Genomic DNA, 14,819 nt, shown 5'->3' on the forward strand with positions numbered 1-14,819 from the left:
AATGATGGATTTATTCAGCCCTGAACTCAACGTTAACCAAAACCTGCTTCCTTACGGTGGAACGGTAAATTATTATGGCAAATTATTTAGCCTGAAAGCGGCCGATCATTACTTCGATGTATTGATGAACACCATCGAATGGAAAAACGACGAAGCCTTTATCATGGGCAAGCACATTATAACCAAAAGAAAAGTGGCCTGGTATGGCAATGAAGCTTATTCCTACACCTATTCTAATCGCTCTAAGCTGGCTCTGCCATGGACACCGGAATTGCTGGAATTAAAAACACTTGCCGAAACACAAACCGGTCATAACTATAATTCATGTCTGCTTAACCTTTATCACAATGGCGAGGAAGGTATGGCCTACCACAGTGATGATGAAAAAGCTTTAGCTAAAGATTCGGCCATAGCTTCATTAAGTTTTGGTGCAGAAAGGCGCTTTCTTTTTAAACACAAACAAAGCAAAGAAACTATTACCTTGTTTTTAGAACATGGCAGTTTGCTGGTAATGAAAGATGAAACACAAACCAACTGGCTTCACCGGCTCCCACCAACCAAAAAGATTACACGACCAAGGGTAAACTTAACTTTTAGGACGATGGATCTTTCCTCCCTGCCTGCCAAGTCCTGATATAGCCAAACCACTGTAAGCAAAAAAGCAGCTACAATAAAATTATAGCTGCTTTTCAATAAGATTACGGCATTAATGTTAATGCTTAAACTCTTTAATATCTACAATGCGGTTATCATCAGCATTTTTCTTTAAAAACAGTGTTCCTTTAGCGCTTGGCACCCAGCTATAATCACTTTGTACAGTACGTATTAAGGTATCAGGTTCGTTGATAAGCCCCTCTGGTAGCGGTTGTATAAAAGTTTCGCCGGTAGCCACATTAACCTGATACAAGGTGCTTTTAACTAAAAAAACAAGCGTTCTTTTATCTCTTGAGTACATAAAAAACCTACCCTGAATCCGTTCTGCTTCATTTTGGCGCTTAACCTCGTAAACCTTCGAGTTAACTGTATTGATAAAATAATCGTTATTGATTAGCAAACTGGTCAGTTTAATCGCCTCAGCACCAACTGTATTTTTTTTATCATTGGCTCCATTTGACGGCTTGTTTAAGCTTACCACTTCAGTCTTACCATTATTTACGGCAATAATATAAAAAGGAGCTTTTCTGCCCTTTTCGTTAGCTACCTGTACCAAAACAGCAGTTTTCTGCGTATTGATGTAGATGGCATCCAGAAATTTCTTTGTGGCAGGATTTGGTGCATCATCAATGTTAATGGTGGTATCTTTATAACGAATGGCAAAACGATCTGCATAAGCTAAAGCGCCCGAATCGGTTTTTACAATACTGAGTATATTTTTCTTCGATTCAGGAAAAACATTGAAATCATCGTTGGCGGTAATTGATCTTGCTTTGTAAATTTTTTCCGGATTTTCGGTCTTACAGCCAAACAGGACAACGGAAAGAAAGAGTGCATAAAGCGTAATTTTCATAGATATAGCTATTTATTTGTTTTTCGCGAATTTAAAACCTTTCGGGCGTTTAATTTATTAAAGTCACCAGAAAATTACCACTTTAACTAAAAATTAACGATTAATTATGTGGCTTTCAATGCGTTCAACCCTGATATGCTAACTTCCGGGGTAATTTCTTATTTTTGATCTGAAGATTCATTCCCATGCCAAACGCTGTCAACTTTTTAACTAAAAATAAAAGCACCATCCTATACGGCGTTTTTCTGGCGGCATTGCTTTTTTTGCTCAAATGGCTCGAACTTCGTTTCATAATCATTAACCATGCCTTCGAAATTTATGCAGGCGTAATAGCAGTCCTTTTTACCGCCCTTGGGATTTGGCTGGCACTAAAACTAAGCAAACCTAAAACCATCCTGATCGAGAAAGAAGTTTTTACCGAAAAGCCTCAAACCTTTGTGTTAAACGAAAAAGAACTTAGTAAACTAAATATCAGCAAAAGGGAACTGGAGGTTTTGCAACTCATGTCGGCAGGGCTAAGCAATCAGGAAATTGCCGTAAAATTATTTGTTTCGCTAAATACCATAAAAACACACAATGCACGGCTTTTCGAAAAACTCGAAGTTAAACGCCGAACACAAGCCATAGAAACGGCAAAAAGACTAAGCCTTATTCCCTGATTGCGTAGTACTTTAGTATTAAAAAACTGCCTGTTTTCAAAATCACCCTAAAGTATGAGGGCCAAAAAGAATAATCGAACCAATTTTGTGGTGTAAACCCTTAAACTAAAAAAGATGAAAAAGAATGTAATTGTATTCGGATTAATTGCCGGCGTAATCGCATCTGTATTGATGGTAATCTCGATGGCAAGATGCAGCAGTGACGCCAATTTTGAGCACAGCATGCTAATTGGCTATGCTTCAATGGTAGTGGCATTTTCCTTTATTTTTGTAGGCATAAAAAACTACCGCGATAAGTACAACAATGGTTTAATTACTTTCGGCAAAGCATTTAAAACCGGACTTTATATCAGTTTAATTGCCTCAACCATGTACGTAATAACCTGGCTGGTTGACTATTATGTATTTATACCCGATTTTATGGATAAGTACGTAGCACACATGCTGAAAGAAGCGAAGGATAGTGGAGCATCGGCGGCAGAGCTGGCAAAACAAGCCAAAGAACTGGCCTACAACCAGCAGCTGTACAAAAACCCGATCATGGTGGTATTGTTTACCTATATGGAGATTTTACCTGTAGGCATACTGGTATCGTTAATTGCAGCACTAATTTTAAAAAGAAAATCCCACACCCCGCTAAATGCACAAGCGGCTTAATTAAACAGGCAATGCTCACATAAGCTTGCATGTCTAGCTATGTGAGCATTTACACCATCTGCCTCCAGTTTAAATTTTACCAACCTCGAAAGCTTCCAACAATATTCCTTTTTTTAAAACAAAAGTGATCTAAAGTGATTTATTAAGTAGGAACACGCTCCGGTATTCTCAAAAAATAAAAATATGCTGGTAAAATCACTATTGGGCGAATTTCTTCTTGAGGCAGAAAGCACCCGCAAACTGTTAAAAGCCATTCCAAATGCTATTTTAGATTATAAACCCTCACCACAATCGTGGACCACAGCGCAACTGGCCTCGCACATTGCCGAAATTTATGATTGGTACCCTGGCACCTTTCATGGTAGCGAATTTAATATGGATAATTATGAGCGCGATGAGGTAGATTTAAACGATATGGAAAATATAATAGCAAAATTTGAGCGTGCATTTAACCGGGCAAAAGAAAGTATTGAATCGGCTACCGACGAAAGCATGCTCAAAGAATGGAAAATGACAGCAAGAGGCAAAACCGTAATGCCCCCAATGGAGCGTATCAAAGTAGTTCGCAGTTTCTTAATGAACCACATTTACCATCACCGCGGCGAAGTGATTATTTACCTGCGGTCTACGGGCAATAAAGTTCCGAGTATTTACGGCCCAATTTATGAAGATGGAATTAATTAGATTTTCTACATTAGCTTAAATTTAGAGCCATTATATCCTCCATGAAAATTTTTGCCGAGACAGACCGATTGATTTTAAGAGAGTTGTTACCTACCGATGTTGCCGGCATGTTCGAAATGGATAGCGACCCCGAAGTGCACCGTTATTTGGGGAATAAACCCTATAGCGCCATCGAAGAAAGCCAGGCCAATATCGAATTTATTCGCAGGCAATATATAGAAAACGGCATTGGCCGCTGGGCTGCAATTGAAAAGGAAACCAATAATTTTGTAGGTTGGGCCGGCTTAAAATTAATTACCGAAACAACCAATAACCGAATTAATTACTACGATTTAGGTTATCGGTTTAGCAAAAAATACTGGGGAAAAGGATATGCCACAGAATCGGCAATGGCAGCAAAAGATTATGCTTTTAATACTTTGAAACTAGCAGAAATTATCGGCATTGCCGATATCAATAATTCGGGTTCGATCCACGTACTTGAAAAAGTTGGACTGAAACGCATTTCACTTTTCGATTATCAGGGCATAAAACACCACTGGATGGAAATGAAAAACCCGATAGCAGAACAATTGGTTTAGTTTTTGATGCAAGAAAGCGAATCATTAAAACTAAAAACATGAAAAACTTAATCTTTATTGGCCTGTTGCTGTTTCTGTTTAGTTCGTGTAACGAAAAATTAGATCCGGCTAAATTTTCAAATACCAAATGGGAACTCACAGAACTGCCGGGGTTAGTACTCCCTACATCTGCTAAGGCAACCTTAAACATTGCTGATAGCCTGAAACTGAGTGGAAAATCATTTTGTAATAATTATGGTGGTAAAGCAGAGATTGCAGATAATAAAATCAGTGTAAAAAATGTTTTCGGCACCAAAATGTTTTGCCAGGAAACTGATGCGGCAGAGCGTGCTTACCTGCATGCATTAAACCAGGTAAATAATGCAAAAGTAACTGAGAACAAGCTTTATCTGTTAAACGGCGATAAAACCTTACTCATTTTTACCAAAACAAATTAGAAACTTTAACGATACAAAAGGTGCCGGCAAAGTATTTTTGCTAATTTCGCGCCTTTTAGTTTAAAGCAGTAGCGATGCCATCGATAACAGAAGACCTGAAGTTTTTTTTCTCTACCATAAGAAAAGCATTTAGTTTATTTCAGCAAAATGATCCGCTACGCTTAGCCGGAGCTACTGCTTTTTTCACCAATTTCGCCTTGCCTCCAATCCTCATTATCCTCATCAGGTTATTTGGCATGTTTACCGATAGAAGGCTGTTTGTAACCCATCTATTCGAGCGCCTGGCCAATATTCTAGATAACGAGAGTATTGCACAGATCAGAACAACGTTAAGGAACATAAGGGGCATTGACCAGGCCTGGTATGTTACACTCTTCAGCTTTATATTTTTTCTGTTTGTAGCTACAACCCTGTTCAATGTAATTAAGAACTCGTTAGAACAAATCTGGAATATTGGCAAGAAAGATAAAAAAGGATTGATTTACACCCTTAAATCGCGGGCCATATCGGTTATCATTATCCTGCTGGCAGGCATATTGTTTTTTATTGGCTTACTGGCCGATAGTGTGCAAGCTTTTATTGGTGCATACTTAAAAACGAACTCCCCTTCTTTCGGATTGGTTCTAACTTCGGTTATTAACCAGTTTGTTTTTGTAATTATTGTAACTACCTGGTTTACCATGCTATTCAGATTTTTAACCAATGGCAGGCCTACCTGGCGTGCGGCAATTTCGGGAGGCTTACTAACCGGATGTTTATTTACTGCGGGTAAGTATATTTTAAGGATTTTGCTGCCGCTTAGCAATATCAGCAACATTTACGGCTCGGCCGGCTCTATTATTGTAATTATGCTTTTTGTGTTTTACTCGTCGCTTATCTTCTATTTTGGAGCTTCGTTCATTAAAGCACTCAGCATTGGCAGGGCAACGCCTATTGTACCGAAAAAAGGATCGTTTGCTTACGAGCTTACGGAGGTAGAGTTAGAGAAAGACCTATAATAAAAATGGCAGGAGATTGAGAATCTACCTGCCATTTTCGTTTAAACCCTCAGCGTGCTGAGGAATAATTGATTAAGCTTACAAAATTCTATACCCTAAGCCAACTGTAAATAAGTTTAACTTAGTACCCGGATAGCCCGATTTGTTGATTTTAGACAAGCCAAGTTCGTAGCGCGCATCGAGGCTTAACTTTTTAAGGTCTAAACCAGCACCAAACTGCCAGGCAACAGCCTGATTTTTAAAATCGGCCTTGAAAACGCTTCCAGCCGCCTGGCTGAAGCTTTGGTTTTCATCTAAAATTAACGAAAACATAGGTCCGGTGTTTAAACGTAAACCAACACCGGCAGCACCAAATTTGGTACCTACCAATAAAGGCACGTCTAAACTCGTAAAGGTTACTTTATTTACCTCTCCCGAATTGCTTACCAAATTTGTTTTCTTGCCAGAAACATAAAGTTCTGGTTGAAAGTAAATGCCGGCAGCTCCTACCCTGGCCCATAGCCCGCCGTAAAAACCTGCGCGGTTTTCACTGTTAAAAGTGTTTTCACTATCAAATTTCGAAAAATTTGCACCAGCTTTAATGCCCAGCTGGAATGAAGGTAATACTTGCGCACTGGCAAACAGGCCAACAAGTAAGAAAGCAACGGTTAAAGATAAAAATTTCATATGCGATTAAATTTAGCTGGTGGCATTGTTTATGGCTTCCTGTTCTTTTAGAGCCTCAACATTGTTTTTATCACCAAAGGTTTGTGTTTTACCTGCAAAGTAATCTAAAATTCCCGAAATAGTATCTAAGTTATCACCTAAATTTTGGTGAATATCGGGTAAATCTTTTTCCAAACGGCTATCGCCAAGTTCGATGTTATCTACTTCAATTTTACCGATTTTCTGAATAAGGGCCTGCTGAGAATTTTGTAGATCTTCCAATTCACGCACTATCTTTTCCATTAATTCAAACTTCTTTAAAGTGTTCATAGGTTCTTATTTTAGTTAAACTATTCCTTATAAACCCATTAAGCTTTGTTTTGTTTTCATGTAAAGCATTTCGACAACTATAAATTTGCGCCTATTTGAAAACAAATTTGGAATTCACAAAAACAACTAATAAATTAGTTTTATAATTCCTTATGATGAGAAAGCTGTTAATATTGTTATTCGTATGCTGTTTTGCTAATGTGGCTTACAGTCAAAATGTAGTGGTAGACAAAGAAAAACTTTTCGATTTGTACCAAACTCAGCGTTATGCCGAAGCCGCAGAATACCTGAAAGGCGTTTATGGCGAAAACGTAAGCGATATCAAAGTCCTCAGCCAATTGGGTTATTGCTTTCTAATGGCCGGAAACAATGTAGAAGCCGAAAAATTTTACAGCAAAGCTTATACGCTACAGCCACAAAACCTGCCAATATTGTTTAGTTTAGGCAGCATTAACACCAGGCGGGGCAATACCGAAAAAGCCCGTTTGTATTATGGCGAAATTGCAAAAATAGACAGCAATAACTTTAATGTCTATAAACTACTGGCCAATCTTTACAGCATTCCTACCGATTCGCTTAAACTCTTGTATTTGTTAAAAGCCAATAAGATTAACCCAACAGAGGGTGATGTTGCTGTAGATCTTGCCAACATTTTTTCCATAAAACAAGATCACGCTAAAGCTTACGAAGTGCTCGATATCGCCAGCAAAGCTGATACGGATAATCTGATTTTGCAAAAAGAAAAACTACCCGTAGCCAACCAGCTGAAAAAATACAACGAAGTAATTGCTGCTGGTGAAAAACTGTTAAAAGATGGTGCCGATGCCGGCGTAGTGAAAGATGTAGCCAAAGCCTGCTATTACACCAAAAAATACCAAAAAGCGATTGATCTTTTTAAAATGCTGGAGAAAATGGCCATGCAAAACGAAGCTACCTTATATTATACCGCTTTGAGTTACCGGGCGCTAAAAAATTATCCGCAGGCGGCCGTTTATACTAAAAAAACAATTGATGAGGCCATTTCGCCCAATACAACTAGCTATTATTCGTTGCTGGGACTGGTGTATGAAGAAAACAACCAGTTTAGCCTGGCCAATACAGCCTATAAAAAAGGTTTGCAATTTGATACCACACCTACCCTTTACTATCGACTGGCTATACTTTATGATACCCGCTTAAAGCAAACTGGCAATGCCTTGAAATATTACAAGCTGTATTTAAAAAGCAAGCCCAACATAACAAATGATAAGGAAGAAATTAAGTTTGCTAAAGATCGTTTAGCACAGCTGAACCTGGCCGATTAAACCAGGCTTTCGAATACCGGTTTTACATTATCCCAAAATTCATCGAGTGCAATGATACGGGGTTTGAAAAAGGAAATAAGCTCAGGCCAGTGCTGTTGATTAAAAATGCTTACGCCGGTAATGGATATCGATATCAGGCTTATGGTTTTGCCGAAATCATCCGTTGCATCCTTAATCCAGTCCCATTCTTCGCCTACCTCATTGTTGAACATGAGTTTAAATTCTTCGAACTGCTCAAATATCAGGTGCCTGATTCCAGCATCCGGATGTGAAAGCTGTATGCCGATAAATGCCTTTTTTTTATCAACATCCATTTTAAAGAAGATATTTTTGACCCCTGTTTTATAGTTGGTCCAGTTTACGGTTGATCCGCTGGCCGAGGGAACGGGCTTCATGTATTGTCCGAAACTAATCCAAAACTGTTGCCGTAACCTCGCTGATTCTTCTTTACTGTACATTTATTTTTTTAAGTCATCGGTTAAGGAAGCAAATCATCTAGATCTGTCACTTTGAGCCTGTCGAAACGTTTTAGCCTACAACTAAACTATAGTCCTTCGACAGGCTCAGGATGACAAAGAAAAAAATGATACAGCTACCTTTTTAACCGTGCTGCAATATTAAGCGATTAATACTTAGTTTCAAAATGGTAGCTCCCCGAGCCGATTTCTTCCTTTTTATCGGTTTTCGGTAATACCACTGTAGCCGAAGCATTGGCTGGCACTACCACATCAAGTTTAAAAACACCGTCGGCTAAAGTCCACGAAGATTTTACTGTTCCATATACTGTTTCTAGCTCTGCCGATGCGCTGGTTAAATTACCTCCCGGCCTTGGGGCAATTAAAATAGCTTTGTAACCTGGCTGTGCAACCACCGGATTAATACCCGCAATATTTTTGTACATCCAATCGCCAATAGCGCCATAAGCGTAATGGTTAAAAGAATTCATATCAGCAGTTTGGAAAGATCCGTCTTGCTTTATACCATCCCATCGTTCCCAAATGGTGGTTGCACCCATTTTAACAGGATAAAGCCATGAAGGATATTTTTCCTGCATCAGCAAATCGTAGGCCACGTTTTCGTGGCCAAAACGGCTTAATACATGGCAAAGATAGGGTGTACCCAAAAAACCGGTGGTAAGGTGGTTACCGTAATCGCGTACGTTATCAACCAGGCGTTGTGCAGCCTGCGCACGCAGGTTTTCAGGAAGCATATCAAACTGCAAAGCCAAAACATAAGCCGTTTGTGTATTCGAGATCAGTTTACCATTAGCAGTCATATTTTCGGCCAGGTAAGCTGCTTTTATCTTTGCCAGTAAATCACTGTATTTAGCTACGTCATCTGTTTTACCTAAAACTTTTGCTGCATTAATGAGCAATTGTGTAGAGTGAGCATAAAATGTTTGGGCAATCATATACTTATCGGTCACAGCTGCACGGCCATCATTATCATCGTTAGGGCGGTAAAATAACCAGTCGCCAAAGTGGAAGCCACTATTCCACACATTGTTTTTAGCTACTGATGAAATATAATCAACCCATTTCTTCATGCTGCCATACTGGGTTTCGAGCAAACCTTTATCAGCGTAAACCACATACAGATCCCAGGGGATTATGGTAGCCACATCTGCCCAACCCGCCGAGCCGGCATCGGTGCTATTGAGTACGTTTGGTACCACAAATGGCACACTCCCACTCGGCAGCTGATCTGCCGACACATCTTTTAACCATTTGGTAAAAAAGCCCGAAACATCCATGTTGTAAGCGGCAGTATTGGCAAAAGCCTGTGCATCGCCAGTCCAGCCGAGGCGTTCGTCGCGTTGCGGACAATCGGTAGGTACATCTACAAAGTTTCCTTTCTGGCCCCAACTGATATTATGCTGCAACTGATTTAACAAGGGATTAGAGGTACTAAACTTACCGCTGGTTTGCATATCAGAGTAGACCGCAACGGCAGTCAAATCCTCAAGCTTTAACTCGCCGAGATAGCCTTCTATTTTAGCGTACCTGAAACCCTGAAAAGTGAAATGGGGCTCAAAAACCTGTTCATCACCACCCTTTAAAATATAATTGTTTTGTTGTTTGGCTGTGCGCAGGTTGGTGGTATAAAAATTACCCGCTTTGGTTAAAACTTCGGCATGACTTATGGTAATTTTAGTGCCTGCAGGACCTTTGGCTTTTAACATCACCCAACCTACCAGGTTTTGCCCGAAATCAACAACGGTTTCACCCAGCGGTGTTTTAAAAATCTTTAAAGCTTTAAATTCTTCGTGTTTGGTTACCTGTGGCCCGCTCATGCCCACCAGTTTTTCGGGGCCGTTTTCGAGCGTGCGCACAGGCTTCCAGTCTGCCGTTTCTTTAAATCCAATATTGTTCCAACCTGCAATCTCTAATCTGGCATCGTAATTTTCGCCATCATAAATATTTGCAGCACGGATTGGTCCGTAGTTACTTTTCCAGCTGTTATCAGTAACGAAAGTTTCTTTGCTTCCATCAGTATATTCTACTTCCAATTGCAACAATAAAGCACGCGTATCGCCATAAAATTGTTTTTGCCAGCCAAAGCCAATGCGGCCTTTGTACCAGCCATCTCCTAACGATACACCAATCACGTTGGCACCTTTCTTAAGTGATTTGCCCAGCTCGTAAGCCTGGTATTGAATGTGGTTTTTGTAGCTCGTCCAACCGGGGGCGAAATAAGCATCACTGATACGCTTGCCATTGAGTTCGGCCTGGTACAAGCCTTTTGCTGTAATGTAGGCCATTGCCGAGCGAACCTCTTTATTCAGGTTAATTTCTTTTCTGAACATGGGGCTGGCCAGGGCAGTATCTTTTCCATCAACCGCAATCCATTTGGCGCTCCAGTCTTCGGCTTTTAAGCCGGTTTGAAAGTATTGAACCGGCGACCAGGCCGAAGTATTACCATGGTTATCTTTTACCCTAACCTGCCAGTAATACCTGGTTTTGGATGATAATTGCGGACCATCGTAAGTAACCAACACCGATTGATCGTTGCTTACATTTGCTTTCCATAAGGCTTTATTATCGATTGTAGCTGTAGTGCCCAGTCTGATTTCGTAATTATTCTGTTTGGTACCTTTTATTGCAGATACCAGCTTCCAGCTAAAACGTGGCTTGGGGTTATCTATACTAAAAGGATTTACCAAATGCTCAACAGTTAAATCTTTTACAGAAACTTTCTGCGCTGCAGCATTCGTAATGATTGAGAAAAGTAAGGCAAGCGCACATAGCACACCTGGCATACGGGAGATTTTGTTCATAAATGGTTAGTGTTAGGTTTTTTGTGTTTCACAGTAATAATCAGCAATATTATCCGCTCAACTATCCTGCACTGTTATGAAAAATTAAGCGTCACAACAACGCCTAAAATAAAACAAAAATCTCACTAACAAGCACTTAAAACAAAATCAATACCTTGAAAATAATTTTATTTGTTCATGAGCCGTGCCACGTATTTGCCAATAATATCGAACTCGAGGTTTACCATATCGCCTACATTTACTTCTTGTAAATTGGTATGTTCGAAAGTGTAGGGAATAATGAAAACAGAAAATTCGTCGGTAGCAGAATTTACCACAGTTAAGCTGATGCCATTTACACAGGCCGAACCTTTTTCTACAGTTACATTCCCTGCAGATGCGTCGTATTTAAAACGGTATTCCCAGCTTCCGTCCAATTCTTCGCGTTTAACGCAAACTGCAGTTTGGTCTACATGGCCCTGAACAATATGTCCATCTAAACGGGCGTTCATTTGCATACAGCGCTCCAGGTTTACCTTACTACCTACCTTTAATGCATCCAGATTGGTTTTATTCAGTGTTTCATCTATCGCGGTAACCGTATGTGTACCATCATTTAAAGCCACGACTGTTAAACACACGCCGTTGTGTGCAACGCTTTGATCTATTTTTAGCTCATGGCTAATGGCCGATGAAATGGTAAAATGAATGTTGGTATGATCGTTTTTGATGGCGGTAACTTCGCCAAGGGTTTCTATAATTCCTGTGAACATTGGTGTTTATTTATATCGCATCGTCTCTACATAATCGCCGTCATCTCGACTGGAGCGAAGCGAAATGGAGAGATCTATCTCTAGATAGATTTCTCGGCTGCGTTGCACTCCACTCGAAATGACGGTATGGAGGAGCTCAGCTGCCAATGACGATCACGCAAAATTATCTAATATTTCAATCTATTCTTTCTCCAGTCAGAAGTATTTTGCTTTGCTGTATCGCTAACCTGCACATCCTTTTTCTGGAAAAGCCTGGCAGCCATTACCGCAGCAATTAAAGCTTCAGTTTGGTCTTGTACCTTTAAACTTTCGGGTTTAAAATATTTGGCAACAAAATGCGTATCAAAATTTCCGGTTTTAAAAGCCTCGTGTTGCATTACAAACTTACCAAAACCTAAAGTAGTTTCTATCCCGGTAATATCATATTCTTCAATTGCCCGCACCATACGTTCCATGGCCTCTTCCCTATCTTTGCCATAAGTAATCAGTTTGGCAATCATGGGGTCGTAATAAATCGGTATTTCCATTCCCTGTTCAAAGCCATCATCCACCCTTACGCCGTTTCCCTGCGGTGTTACATAGGTTTGAAGCTTACCAATATCAGGGAGGAAATTATTGGCCGGATCTTCGGCATAAACCCGAAGTTCGATGGCGTGCCCGCTAATTTCTAAATCTTCCTGACTAAAACTTAATTTTTCGCCTGAAGCAATTTTAATCTGCTCTTTTACCAGATCGAACCCTGTAATCAGTTCGGTTACCGGGTGCTCTACCTGTAAACGGGTATTCATTTCGAGGAAGAAAAAATCGAGGTTTTCATCCAAGATAAATTCAACCGTTCCGGCACCGGTATAGTTTACTGAACGGGCTACATCAACAGCACATTTACCCATCCGCTGCCTGATTTCTTCAGTAAGTACCGAAGAAGGTGCCTCTTCTACCACTTTCTGGTGACGACGTTGCACGGAACATTCGCGTTCAAAAAGATGAACAATATTGCCGTGTGTATCGCCCAATACCTGTATTTCGATGTGACGTGGCGAAGTAACATAACGTTCGATAAAAACCGCTCCATCGCCGAAGGCAGAGGTTGCTTCGCTTACCGCGAGCTGCATCTGCTCTTCAAAATCGGCAGCCTGTTCTACAATGCGCATACCTTTACCACCGCCGCCGGCAGCAGCCTTGATCAAAATCGGGAAGCCCACTTCAATGGCACGCTGCTTAGCTTCGTTTACATCCTGTATGGCTTCTTCCGTTCCCGGAACCATTGGGATGTTATATTTTAATGCAGCAGCTTTTGCTGATAGTTTATTACCCATGGTTTCCATCGCCTGTGGCGAAGGACCAACCAGAATCAAACCTGCATCGGCAACAAGTTGCGCAAAACCAGCATTCTCGGATAAAAAACCATAGCCCGGATGAATGGCCTGCGCACCTGTAAGTTTACAAGCCTCAATAATTTTCTCTCCCACCAGATAACTTTGATTGGACGGCGCTGGCCCGATAAAAACCGCTTCATCAGCATAACGTACATGCAGTGCATTGCGATCGGCTTCCGAAAAAACAGCTACCGTTTTAATCCCCATTTCTTTTGCCGAACGCATAATACGTAAAGCTATTTCACCACGGTTGGCGATTAGCAATTTGGAGATTGGAGTTATTAGTTTGGAGTTATTGGGCATTTTGGTTAGACTTTATATATATATGCAGATTGTAAATGAACTACCTGACTATTGACCATGAACTATAAAACTATTGTCTTCAGTCCGCTGTCTTCGGACTTCCGACTACCTACAAATGTAATATTATTTCAATAGCCTGATCTATCATTGCAGGAGTGAGATCTAAATGCGTAACCAAACGCACAGTACTTGCGCTGGTAGTATTGCAATGAAGTCCTTTTTCTTTAAACTGGTGCACAATTTTCTCAGCAGTACCTTTTTCTACCTCAAAAACCACAATATTGGTTTCAACGGGCATTATTGATTTTACATAAGGCGCTCGGGCAAGGGCAATAGCCAAAGCCTTTGCATGTGCATGGTCGTCTTTTAACCTGGCTACATGATGATCGAGTGCATAAATACCGGCAGCAGCTAAAAAGCCCGCCTGACGCATGCCTCCACCAAAAGCTTTCCTGATTTTTCGGGCTTTGTTAATCATTTGTTTGGTACCCAGCAGCACGGAGCCCACTGGCGCGCCTAAACCTTTTGAGAGACATACCGAAATCCCGTCAAAATATTTGCCGTAAGCGCTGGCATGATCGCCGGTTGCAGCCAATGCATTAAAAATACGCGCACCATCTAAATGCAGCTTTAAGCCTTTTATATTGCATAAATGATGGATAGGTGCAATTTGAGATAAGGTATAACAACTACCACCGCCCTTATTTACCGTATTTTCCAAAACCACCAAACTCGAATTCGGATAATGAATATTGTCATCATTAATTTCAGGCTCTATAAGCTCAGGTGTTAAAATACCACGCTCGCCATGCAGTAACCTTACCGATGCACCAGAGTGGAAGGCAATGCCGCCAATTTCATAACGGTAAACATGCGCCGTCTGATCGCAGATTACCTCATCCATGGGTTGCGTAAAACACTTGATGGCGATTTGATTGGTCATGGTTCCTGAAGGACAAAATAGTCCGGCTTCCATGTTAAAGGCTAAAGCCAGTTTTGCCTCCAGTGCATGCACCGTTTCGTCTTCACCAAAAACGTCATCTCCAACTTTTGCAGTCATCATGGCTTCCAACATTCCGGCAGTTGGTTTGGTTACGGTATCGCTCCTGAAATCTAAAAATCTGTTGTTCATTTCGCTATTCGATTGTAAAAAAATTCTTGATGTTTAAAAAAAAGACCAATGCCTTTTCTGGTATAATTTTAAGGTTTTTCGGCCATTAAGCGCTCTATATAGTGTATTTTTTACACACTTAATTTTCAGCAACAACAAATTGTTAAAAAATTATTAAAAAAAAGGATACAAAATATA

16 protein-coding genes are annotated in these 14,819 nt (G+C 40.5%); 8 read left to right on the forward strand and 8 right to left on the reverse strand.

The window, feature by feature from the left end; translation table 11 throughout:
- The first annotated feature begins 1 nt into the window (after position 1).
- Complete coding sequence (locus tag HWV58_RS00525) at positions 2-634, forward strand: alpha-ketoglutarate-dependent dioxygenase AlkB family protein (protein ID WP_317174756.1); 633 nt, start codon at positions 2-4, stop codon at positions 632-634.
- A 78-nt stretch (positions 635-712) separates the two neighbouring features.
- Here HWV58_RS00525 and HWV58_RS00530 read toward each other — a convergent pair whose 3' ends face one another.
- The gene (locus tag HWV58_RS00530; RefSeq protein WP_175632190.1) at positions 713-1,507 is read right to left on the reverse strand and encodes a hypothetical protein; all 795 of its coding nucleotides are present in this window, start codon (positions 1,505-1,507) and stop codon (positions 713-715) included.
- Positions 1,508-1,692: 185 nt separating this feature from the next.
- On the opposite strand from HWV58_RS00530, the gene HWV58_RS00535 reads away from it, so the two are divergent.
- The 6 genes from HWV58_RS00535 (at position 1,693) to HWV58_RS00560 (ending at position 5,523) form a co-directional block, all read left to right on the forward strand.
- Positions 1,693-2,166, forward strand: coding sequence for a response regulator transcription factor (locus HWV58_RS00535; protein WP_175632191.1), 474 nt, complete (start codon positions 1,693-1,695; stop codon positions 2,164-2,166).
- Between the two features lie 114 nt (positions 2,167-2,280).
- Complete coding sequence (locus HWV58_RS00540; protein ID WP_175632192.1) at positions 2,281-2,823, forward strand: DUF4199 domain-containing protein; 543 nt, start codon at positions 2,281-2,283, stop codon at positions 2,821-2,823.
- Positions 2,824-3,006: 183 nt separating this feature from the next.
- Complete coding sequence (locus HWV58_RS00545; protein WP_175632193.1) at positions 3,007-3,507, forward strand: DinB family protein; 501 nt, start codon at positions 3,007-3,009, stop codon at positions 3,505-3,507.
- A gap of 41 nt (positions 3,508-3,548) precedes the next feature.
- Positions 3,549-4,088: a GNAT family N-acetyltransferase gene (locus tag HWV58_RS00550; protein WP_175632194.1), complete on the forward strand. Its 540-nt coding sequence runs from the start codon at positions 3,549-3,551 to the stop codon at positions 4,086-4,088.
- A gap of 38 nt (positions 4,089-4,126) precedes the next feature.
- Entirely contained in the window at positions 4,127-4,525 is a 399-nt protein-coding gene (locus tag HWV58_RS00555) for an META domain-containing protein (RefSeq protein WP_175632195.1), read from the forward strand.
- 74 nt (positions 4,526-4,599) lie between these two features.
- Complete coding sequence (locus HWV58_RS00560; protein ID WP_175632196.1) at positions 4,600-5,523, forward strand: YihY/virulence factor BrkB family protein; 924 nt, start codon at positions 4,600-4,602, stop codon at positions 5,521-5,523.
- A gap of 78 nt (positions 5,524-5,601) precedes the next feature.
- On the opposite strand, the gene HWV58_RS00565 is transcribed toward HWV58_RS00560, so the two are convergent.
- Together HWV58_RS00565 and HWV58_RS00570 are read right to left on the reverse strand one after the other, a co-directional pair.
- A complete protein-coding gene (locus HWV58_RS00565) occupies positions 5,602-6,189 on the reverse strand; it encodes a porin family protein (RefSeq protein ID WP_175632197.1) in 588 nt (195 codons plus the stop codon).
- A 12-nt stretch (positions 6,190-6,201) separates the two neighbouring features.
- Positions 6,202-6,498, reverse strand: a complete 297-nt coding sequence (locus HWV58_RS00570) for a hypothetical protein (RefSeq protein ID WP_175632198.1) — start codon at positions 6,496-6,498, stop codon at positions 6,202-6,204.
- 152 nt (positions 6,499-6,650) lie between these two features.
- On the opposite strand from HWV58_RS00570, the gene HWV58_RS00575 reads away from it, so the two are divergent.
- A complete protein-coding gene (locus HWV58_RS00575; protein WP_175632199.1) occupies positions 6,651-7,802 on the forward strand; it encodes a tetratricopeptide repeat protein in 1,152 nt (383 codons plus the stop codon).
- Here HWV58_RS00575 and HWV58_RS00580 read toward each other — a convergent pair.
- The 5 genes from HWV58_RS00580 to HWV58_RS00600 form a co-directional block, all read right to left on the reverse strand.
- Positions 7,799-8,260 carry a DUF4268 domain-containing protein gene (locus HWV58_RS00580; protein WP_175632200.1) on the reverse strand — a complete coding sequence of 154 codons (462 nt, stop codon included), beginning with the start codon at positions 8,258-8,260 and terminating at the stop codon, positions 7,799-7,801. The genes HWV58_RS00575 and HWV58_RS00580 overlap by 4 nt on opposite strands.
- Before the next feature lie 167 nt (positions 8,261-8,427).
- Positions 8,428-11,079, reverse strand: a complete 2,652-nt coding sequence (locus HWV58_RS00585; protein WP_235972603.1) for a glycoside hydrolase family 78 protein — start codon at positions 11,077-11,079, stop codon at positions 8,428-8,430.
- Between the two features lie 167 nt (positions 11,080-11,246).
- Complete coding sequence (locus tag HWV58_RS00590) at positions 11,247-11,831, reverse strand: riboflavin synthase (RefSeq protein WP_175632201.1); 585 nt, start codon at positions 11,829-11,831, stop codon at positions 11,247-11,249.
- A 167-nt stretch (positions 11,832-11,998) separates the two neighbouring features.
- On the reverse strand, positions 11,999-13,510 hold the full coding sequence (accC, locus tag HWV58_RS00595) for an acetyl-CoA carboxylase biotin carboxylase subunit (protein WP_175632202.1): 1,512 nt from the start codon (positions 13,508-13,510) through the stop codon (positions 11,999-12,001).
- 109 nt (positions 13,511-13,619) lie between these two features.
- Positions 13,620-14,642, reverse strand: a complete 1,023-nt coding sequence (locus HWV58_RS00600) for a threonine aldolase family protein (RefSeq protein ID WP_175632203.1) — start codon at positions 14,640-14,642, stop codon at positions 13,620-13,622.
- Positions 14,643-14,819: the final 177 nt, after the last annotated feature.

Source organism: Pedobacter ghigonis (assembly GCF_903166585.1).
GTDB lineage: Bacteria > Bacteroidota > Bacteroidia > Sphingobacteriales > Sphingobacteriaceae > Pedobacter > Pedobacter ghigonis.

What these genes read in the sequence shown, in the direction of transcription:
- HWV58_RS00525 (WP_317174756.1), top strand. Translation starts at nt 2, where the DNA reads ATGATGGATTTATTCAGCCCTGAACTCAACGTTAACCAAAACCTGCTT.
- HWV58_RS00530 (WP_175632190.1), bottom strand. Translation starts at nt 1,507, where the DNA reads ATGAAAATTACGCTTTATGCACTCTTTCTTTCCGTTGTCCTGTTTGGC.
- HWV58_RS00535 (WP_175632191.1), top strand. Translation starts at nt 1,693, where the DNA reads ATGCCAAACGCTGTCAACTTTTTAACTAAAAATAAAAGCACCATCCTA.
- HWV58_RS00540 (WP_175632192.1), top strand. Translation starts at nt 2,281, where the DNA reads ATGAAAAAGAATGTAATTGTATTCGGATTAATTGCCGGCGTAATCGCA.
- HWV58_RS00545 (WP_175632193.1), top strand. Translation starts at nt 3,007, where the DNA reads ATGCTGGTAAAATCACTATTGGGCGAATTTCTTCTTGAGGCAGAAAGC.
- HWV58_RS00550 (WP_175632194.1), top strand. Translation starts at nt 3,549, where the DNA reads ATGAAAATTTTTGCCGAGACAGACCGATTGATTTTAAGAGAGTTGTTA.
- HWV58_RS00555 (WP_175632195.1), top strand. Translation starts at nt 4,127, where the DNA reads ATGAAAAACTTAATCTTTATTGGCCTGTTGCTGTTTCTGTTTAGTTCG.
- HWV58_RS00560 (WP_175632196.1), top strand. Translation starts at nt 4,600, where the DNA reads ATGCCATCGATAACAGAAGACCTGAAGTTTTTTTTCTCTACCATAAGA.
- HWV58_RS00565 (WP_175632197.1), bottom strand. Translation starts at nt 6,189, where the DNA reads ATGAAATTTTTATCTTTAACCGTTGCTTTCTTACTTGTTGGCCTGTTT.
- HWV58_RS00570 (WP_175632198.1), bottom strand. Translation starts at nt 6,498, where the DNA reads ATGAACACTTTAAAGAAGTTTGAATTAATGGAAAAGATAGTGCGTGAA.
- HWV58_RS00575 (WP_175632199.1), top strand. Translation starts at nt 6,651, where the DNA reads ATGATGAGAAAGCTGTTAATATTGTTATTCGTATGCTGTTTTGCTAAT.
- HWV58_RS00580 (WP_175632200.1), bottom strand. Translation starts at nt 8,260, where the DNA reads ATGTACAGTAAAGAAGAATCAGCGAGGTTACGGCAACAGTTTTGGATT.
- HWV58_RS00585 (WP_235972603.1), bottom strand. Translation starts at nt 11,079, where the DNA reads ATGAACAAAATCTCCCGTATGCCAGGTGTGCTATGTGCGCTTGCCTTA.
- HWV58_RS00590 (WP_175632201.1), bottom strand. Translation starts at nt 11,831, where the DNA reads ATGTTCACAGGAATTATAGAAACCCTTGGCGAAGTTACCGCCATCAAA.
- accC (WP_175632202.1), bottom strand. Translation starts at nt 13,510, where the DNA reads ATGCCCAATAACTCCAAACTAATAACTCCAATCTCCAAATTGCTAATC.
- HWV58_RS00600 (WP_175632203.1), bottom strand. Translation starts at nt 14,642, where the DNA reads ATGAACAACAGATTTTTAGATTTCAGGAGCGATACCGTAACCAAACCA.